Genomic DNA, 7,042 nt, shown 5'->3' with positions numbered 1-7,042 from the left:
GCTTCCCGGCGCCCCCCCGGGCCGCGCCCGCCCGGCCGGCTCGCCGCCGGCTGCGCGCCGGCCCGCCACCGGGCGCCGGTCAGGCACGCGCCTCGCCCTCGCTGCGGTGCGGAACCAAGCGGAACCGGGCGGATTTCCTGACCGGCAGCCCTCGCCACTCACGCACGCTCACGATTGAAGGATGGTGGCCCGATGCGGCGCGCCCACAGCATGCCATTCGGCGCGGAGATCGGACCTGAGGGCGTGCGCTTCGCCCTCTGGGCCCCGACCGCCGGAACGGTCGCGCTCGTCCTCGAGGAGGGCGAGCGGCCCATGCCCGACGCCGGCGGAGGCTGGCGGCGGCTCGTGGTGCCGGGCGTCCGCGCGGGGGCGCGCTACGGCTTCCGCATCGACGGCGACCTCGTGGCGCCGGACCCCGCCTCGCGCTTCCAGCCCGAGGACGTCGCGGGCCTGAGCGCCGTGGTGGACCCGGGCGCCTTCGCGTGGAGCGACCAGGGCTGGGCCGGGCGCCCGTTCGAGGAGACGGTGATCTACGAGGCGCATGTCGGGACCGCGACGCCGGAGGGCACCTACGCCGCCCTCGCGGACAAGCTCGAGGCCCTGCGCGACCTCGGCGTGACGGCCCTGGAGCTCCTGCCGCTCGCCGACTTCAAGGGCCGCCGCAACTGGGGCTACGACGGCGTGCTGCCCTACGCCCCCGATTCCGCCTACGGCACGCCCGACGACCTGCGCCGCCTCGTCGACAGGGCGCACGGGCTCGGCCTGATGGTCTTCCTCGACGTCGTCTACAACCATTTCGGGCCGGCCGGGAACTACCTGCACGCCTATGCCGGCTCGTTCTTCACCGAGCGGCACCAGACGCCCTGGGGGGCCGGCATCAACTTCGACGGCGAGACCAGCGGCGCGGTGGTGCGCGACTACTTCATCCACAACGCCCTGTACTGGCTGGAGGAGTTCCACGTCGACGGCCTGCGCTTCGACGCCGTGCACGCGATCCTGGACGATTCGCCGACCCACTTCATCGCCGAGCTGGCCGAGCGCATCCGGGGGGCGCTGCCCGACCGGCAGATCCACCTGATGCTCGAGAACGAGGCCAACCAGGCCCGCTGGCTCGAGCGCGACGCGGGCGGCCGCCCCGTCCGCCACAGCGCGCAATGGGCCGACGACACCCATCACGGCTGGCACGTGCTCCTGACCGGCGAGGAGGCCGGCTACTACGAGAGCTTCGCCGACCGGCCGGTCGCCCACCTCGCCCGCAGCCTGGCGGAGGGGTTCGCCTACCAGGGCGAGCCGTTCAAGACCCTCGGCGGCCATCCCCGCGGGGAGTCGTCCGGCCACCTGCCGCCCTCGGCCTTCGTGACCTTCCTGCAGAACCACGACCAGGTCGGCAACCGCGCCCTCGGCGAGCGCCTGAGCCACATCGCCGATCCGGACCGCCTCGCCCTCGCCCGCGCCGGGCTGCTGCTGGCGCCCCAGATCCCGATGCTGTGGATGGGCGAGGAATGGTCGGCCTCGACGCCGTTCCTGTTCTTCGTCGACTTCGCGCCCGACGAGGCGCTGAACAAGGCGGTGCGCGACGGGCGCCGGCGCGAGTTCAAGAGCTTCGCGGCCTTCGCGGACGACGAGAAGGCGAAGACGATCCCCGACCCGACCGCCGAGGCGACGTTCCGGGCCTCGGTGCTCGACTGGTCCGAGCGGGAGCGCTCGCCCCACGCCGAGGTGCTGGCCGACACCCGGGCCCTGCTGGCCTTGCGCCAGGCCGAGATCGTGCCGCTGACGAAGACCGCCTGGCGGGGCGGCACGGCGCGGCTGCCGCGTCCCGACGTCGTCGACGTGACCTGGGCGTACGCGGGCGGTTCCCTGCGCTTCGTGGCGGCGTTCGGGGGCGAGCCCTACGAGGTCGCGGGTGCGGCCGGCCGGGTCCTCTGGCACTCGCCGGCGGTCGCCCAGGAGCAGGATGGCGGCCTCGTGCTCCCGCCCTGGTCCGGCGTGTTCCTGAAAGAGGTGGCGTGAGATGGCGGTGCTCGAGGATGTCGTCGCGCGGCTGGCCGACCGGGTCGGGATCGCCGCGGACTACACCGATGCGTTCGGCCAGAACGTCGCGACGCCCCTCGCCGTTCGCCGGGGCGTCCTCGCCGCCCTCGGCCTGCCGGCGGACACCGAGGCGCAGGCGCGGGCGAGCCTCGCGCAGGTCGAGGCCCTGCGCGACGGCCTCGTGCCGCCCCTGCTGCCGGTCGAGGCGCGCCGCGCCTCCCGGGTGCCGGTGCGCCTCGGCGCGGGATCCCCGGGCGCGGGATCCCCGGGAACGGGGCCGGGCGGCATCCTGAGCTGGCGCCTCCTCGACGAGCGCGGCAGCGCGCGGGACGGGCGCACGCCGGTGTCGGCCGGCGACGGCGAGCCGAGCTTCGACCTGCCGCCCCTGACGCCCGGCTACCACCGCCTCTCCGTCACCCTGGGCGACCAGCGGGCGGAAGCGACGGTGATCGCCGCGCCCCAGCGCTGCTGGCGCCCGCGGGCGCTCGGCGACGAGGGCGCCCGCGACTGGGGCCTCGCCGCGCAGCTCTACGGCCTGCGCTCCGAGCGGAACCTCGGCATCGGCACCTACGCGGATGCCGGCCGGGCGGCGGCGGATGCGGGCGCCCGCGGCGCCGCCTTCCTGGGCTTGAGCCCGGTCCACGCCCTGTTCCCGACCGACCGCCAGAAGGTCTCGCCCTACTCGCCGTCCTCGCGTCTGGTCCTCGAGACGCTCTACCTCGAGCCTGCCTCCCTGCCGGGCTTCGCCGGCAGCCGCGCCGCCCTCCTCCTGGCGGAGGCGCGCCCGCAGGTCGAGCGCCTGCGCGACGCCTCGCTCGTCGACCACGCGGGGGTCTGGGAGGTTCTCGGCCCGGTCCTCGAGGCCCTGTGGCAGGAATCCCGCGCCCGGGCCGGCCGGGACACGGAGTTCCTCGCCTTCCGGGCCGCGGGCGGCGGGAGCCTCGAGGCGCACGCGACCTTCGAGGCCCTGTCCGAGCACTTCCGGGCCGAGGGCGCCCACTGGCTCGGCGACTGGCCGGCGCCTTACCGGCGCAACGGCACGCCGGAGGTCGCGGCCTTCGCGGCCGCCCACCAGGAGCGCATCGCCTACCACGTCTGGCTGCAGTTCCTCGCCGACCGCCAGCTCGCGGCCGCGGCCGCCCAGGCGCTCGCGGCGGGCATGCGGCTCGGGCTCTACCGGGACCTCGCGGTCGGCGCCGACCGGGGCGGCTCGGAGATCTGGTCGCACCCCGAGCGCTTCGCCGCCGGGCTCTCCATCGGGGCGCCCCCGGACGTGCTCGCCCCCGGGGGGCAGGATTGGGGCCTGCCGCCCTTCGATCCCCTGGCGCTGGAGCGGGACGGCCTCGCGGCCTTCCGGGCCCTGGTCCAGGCCAACATGCGCCACGCCGGCGCGATCCGCATCGACCACGCCTTCCAGCTCGCCCGCCTGTTCCTGATCCCGGTCGGGCAGGGCGCCCGGGAGGGCGCCTACGTGGCGATGCCCTTCGAGGCGATGCTGGCCGTGCTGCGGCTCGAGAGCCACCGGGCGAAGTGCCTCGTCATCGCGGAGGATCTCGGCACGGCGCCGGCCGGCTTCTCCGACGCCCTGATGCAGGCCGGCATCCTGAGCTACCGCATCCTGACCTTCGAGCGCGGGGAGGGAGGCGCCTTCAAGCGCCCGGCCGAGTATCCGCGCGACGCCCTCTGCGCCATCACCACCCACGACCTGCCGACCTTCGTCGGCTGGTGGCGCGGCGTCGACACCGAACTCCGCCAGTCGCTCGGCCTCTACGACGCCGAGCGGGCGAGCGCCGAGCGCGAGGAGCGGGTGCACGAGCGCCGCCGCCTCGCCGAGACGCTGGCGCAGGAGGGCCTGCTGCCGGCCGCCGAGCCGCCGGAGCTGGCGCCCTTCGAGGCCGCCGCCCGCTTCCTCGCCCGGGCCCCGTCCGTGCTGACCGCCGTCCAGTACGAGGACGTGCTCGGCGAGGTGACCCAGGCCAACATGCCGGGCATCACCGACGGCTACCCGAACTGGCGGCGCAAGCTCGACCGCGACCTCGACGCCATCGCGGCCCCGGGCGGCCCCCTGGCGAAGCTCGCCGCGGCCCTCGCGTCCGAGCAGCGCGGGCCCCGCTCGGGCGCGGCGCGCCTCTCGGCGCCGCCGCCGCGGGCGACCTACCGGCTCCAGTTCCACAAGGACTTCACCTTCGACCACGCGGCCCGGATCGTGCCGTACCTCGCCCGGCTCGGCATCAGCCACGTCTACGCCTCGCCGATCCACAAGGCGCGGCCGGGCTCGATGCACGGCTACGACATCGTCGACCACCGGGAGATCAACCCGGAGCTCGGCGGCGAGGAGGCCTTCGTGCGCTTCAGCGACGGGCTGCGGGAGCACGGGCTGAAGCTCCTGCTCGACATCGTGCCGAACCACATGGGGGTCGGCGGGGCCGACAACCCGTGGTGGCTCTCGGTGCTCGAATGGGGCGCGCTGTCCCCGGCCGCGAACGCCTTCGACATCGACTGGGGCCGCCTCGGCGCGGGCCAGAAGCTGGTGGTGCCCTTCCTGGGCGACCGCTACGGCGAGGCCCTCGAGAACGGCAACCTGACGCTCGCCTTCGACCCCGCGGAGGGGGGCTTCAGCGTCTGGCACTTCGAGCACCGCTTCCCGGTCTGCCCGCTGAGCTACCCGATCGTGCTCGACCGGGCGCTCGCCGCCCTGCCGGTGGTCGGCGACGAGGGCTCGGCCGAGGTCCTGTCGATCTCCGAGCGGCTGCGCCGCATGGGCGAGGAGACGAACCCCGACCGCCTCGCCGCCTTCCCGGGGGAGGCCGAGGGGCTCAAGCAGCGCCTCGCGCAGGCGGTCGAGCGCTCGCCCGGCCTCCAGGCCGCGATCGATCGGGCCGTGACGCTCGTGAACGGCTTCAAGGGCCACCCCGACAGCTTCGGAGCGCTCCACCGCATCCTGGAGGCGCAATCCTACCGGCTCGCGCACTGGCGCGTGGCGGCGAGCGACATCAACTACCGCCGCTTCTTCGACGTCAACTCCCTGGCGGGCCTCAAGGTCGAGGATGCGCGGGTGTTCGAGGGCGCCCACGCGATGCTGTTCCGCCAGATCCGCGAGGGGCGGATCGACGGGTTGCGCATCGACCACATCGACGGCCTGGCCGACCCGGCGGCCTACGCCCGCGCCCTCCAGGCCGCCCTCGGCCCGGGCTTCTACGTCGTGGTCGAGAAGATCCTGGAGCCCGGCGAGCGCCTGCGGCCCTGGCCCATCGCCGGCACCACGGGCTACGACGTGCTCAACCAGATCGACGGGCTCTTCGTCGACCGGGACCGGCGGCGGGAGGTCGCGGCGCTCTACGCGCGCGCCACCGGGGTCGACGACCCCTACGGCTGGCTCCTGCGCACCGTGAAGGCCGAGATCCTCGAGACGAGCTTCGCGAGCGAGCTCGAGGTGCTGACCTCCGACCTCAAGCAGGTCGCCGACGCCGACCGGCGCACCCGTGACTTCTCGGTCAACGCCCTGCGCCAGGCCCTGTCCGAGATCATCGCCCGCTTCCCGGTCTACCGCAGCTACCTGCCCCAGGAGCTCGACGAGAACGAGATCGAGGCCGGCGACATCAAGCTCATCGGCGACACGGTGCGCAAGGCCAAGCGCCGCTCCCGGCTGCCGGACCGCTCCGTGCACGATTTCGCCCAGAACGTCCTCCTCGGGCGCATCGACACGGAGGGCCCGGGCCGGCCCGACCCCGAGGTGGTGCGCCGCTTCCGCCGCCGCTTCCAGCAGCTCACCGGCCCGGTGATGGCCAAGAGCCTCGAGGACACGCTGTTCTACCGCTTCGTCGAGCTGCTGGCGCTCAACGAGGTCGGGGGCGATCCGGGCGAGTACGGGCTGCCGGCGGAGCAGTTCCACGCGCTCCAGGCCGCCCGGGCCCGCGACTGGCCGAACGCCATGATCACGACGGCGACCCACGACACCAAGCGCGGCGAGGACGCCCGCACCCGCCTGCTTGCGCTCTCGGAGCTGCCCGAGGCCTGGCAGGCGGAGTGGGAGCGCTGGAGCCGCCTCGCCGGGCCGCACCTGAGCGAGGTCGAGGGCGAGACGGCGCCGGACGCCAACGACCAGTGGATGTTCCTCCAGGCCATCCTGGGCGCCTGGCCCCTCGAACTCCTGGAGGACGATCCCGACCCGGGGGCCGTGACGGCGTTCCGGGCGCGGCTCGGCGCCTACGCCGAGAAGGCCATGCGGGAGGGCAAGCGCCGGTCGAGCTGGGTCAACGTGGACGAGGCCTACGAGGGCGCGGTCGCGCGGCTCTTCGACGCCCTCGTGGCGCCCGGCTCCGCCTTCCTGGCCGAGTTCCGGCCCTTCGCCCGGGCCCTCGCCCGGGCCGGCATGGTGACGGGTCTCGCCCGCACGGTGCTCAAGTGCACCCTGCCGGGCCTGCCCGACATCTACCAGGGCACGGAGTTCTGGGACTTCTCCTTCGTCGACCCCGACAACCGCCGGCCCGTGGACTACGACGAGCGCGAGCGGGCGCTCGCCGACGAGGCGGACCTCGACGCGCTCCTGGCCGCCTGGCCCGACGGGCGCATCAAGCAGCGGGTGCTGGCGCGCCTGCTCGCCGACCGCGCCGCCTGGCCGGGATTCTACGCCGAGGCGGATTACGCGCCGGTCGCGGCCGACGGCGAGGGGGCGGGCGAGGTCGTGGCCTACCTGCGCCAGGACGCGACCGCGGGGTCCGAGGCCGGCGACCTCCTGGTGGTGGTGCCCCGGCGGGTGGCCGGGCGCGCCGGTGATCCGGGCCGCCTCGCCGAAGCCTTCGCGGCCACGACCCTGCCGGTGCCGGACGGCAGCCTCTGGCGCGATCTCGTCACCGGGGAGGAACTTCGCCCCGAGGGCGGGCGTCTTCGGGTCGACCGCCTGTTCCGCCGGCTGCCCCTCGCGGTACTGCGCCAGGCGGCGGCCTGAACCGATGCGGACCGGTTTGCCGGTCCGCGCGGACGACGGCGCTCACGACAACGACAGCAG

General features: G+C 74.8%; 2 protein-coding genes. Both read left to right on the top strand.

What is annotated here, in order from left to right; translation table 11 throughout:
- The first annotated feature begins 192 nt into the window (after positions 1-192).
- On the top strand, positions 193-2,013 hold the full coding sequence (gene treZ, locus DT057_RS17480) for a malto-oligosyltrehalose trehalohydrolase (protein ID WP_128563380.1): 1,821 nt from the start codon (positions 193-195) through the stop codon (positions 2,011-2,013).
- A gap of 1 nt (position 2,014) precedes the next feature.
- A complete protein-coding gene (locus tag DT057_RS17475) occupies positions 2,015-6,982 on the top strand; it encodes a malto-oligosyltrehalose synthase (protein WP_128563379.1) in 4,968 nt (1,655 codons plus the stop codon).
- Positions 6,983-7,042: the final 60 nt, after the last annotated feature.

It is taken from the genome of Methylobacterium crusticola (assembly GCF_003574465.1).
Lineage (GTDB): Bacteria > Pseudomonadota > Alphaproteobacteria > Rhizobiales > Beijerinckiaceae > Methylobacterium > Methylobacterium crusticola.
This window is presented reverse-complemented; position numbering and strand designations above follow the sequence as displayed.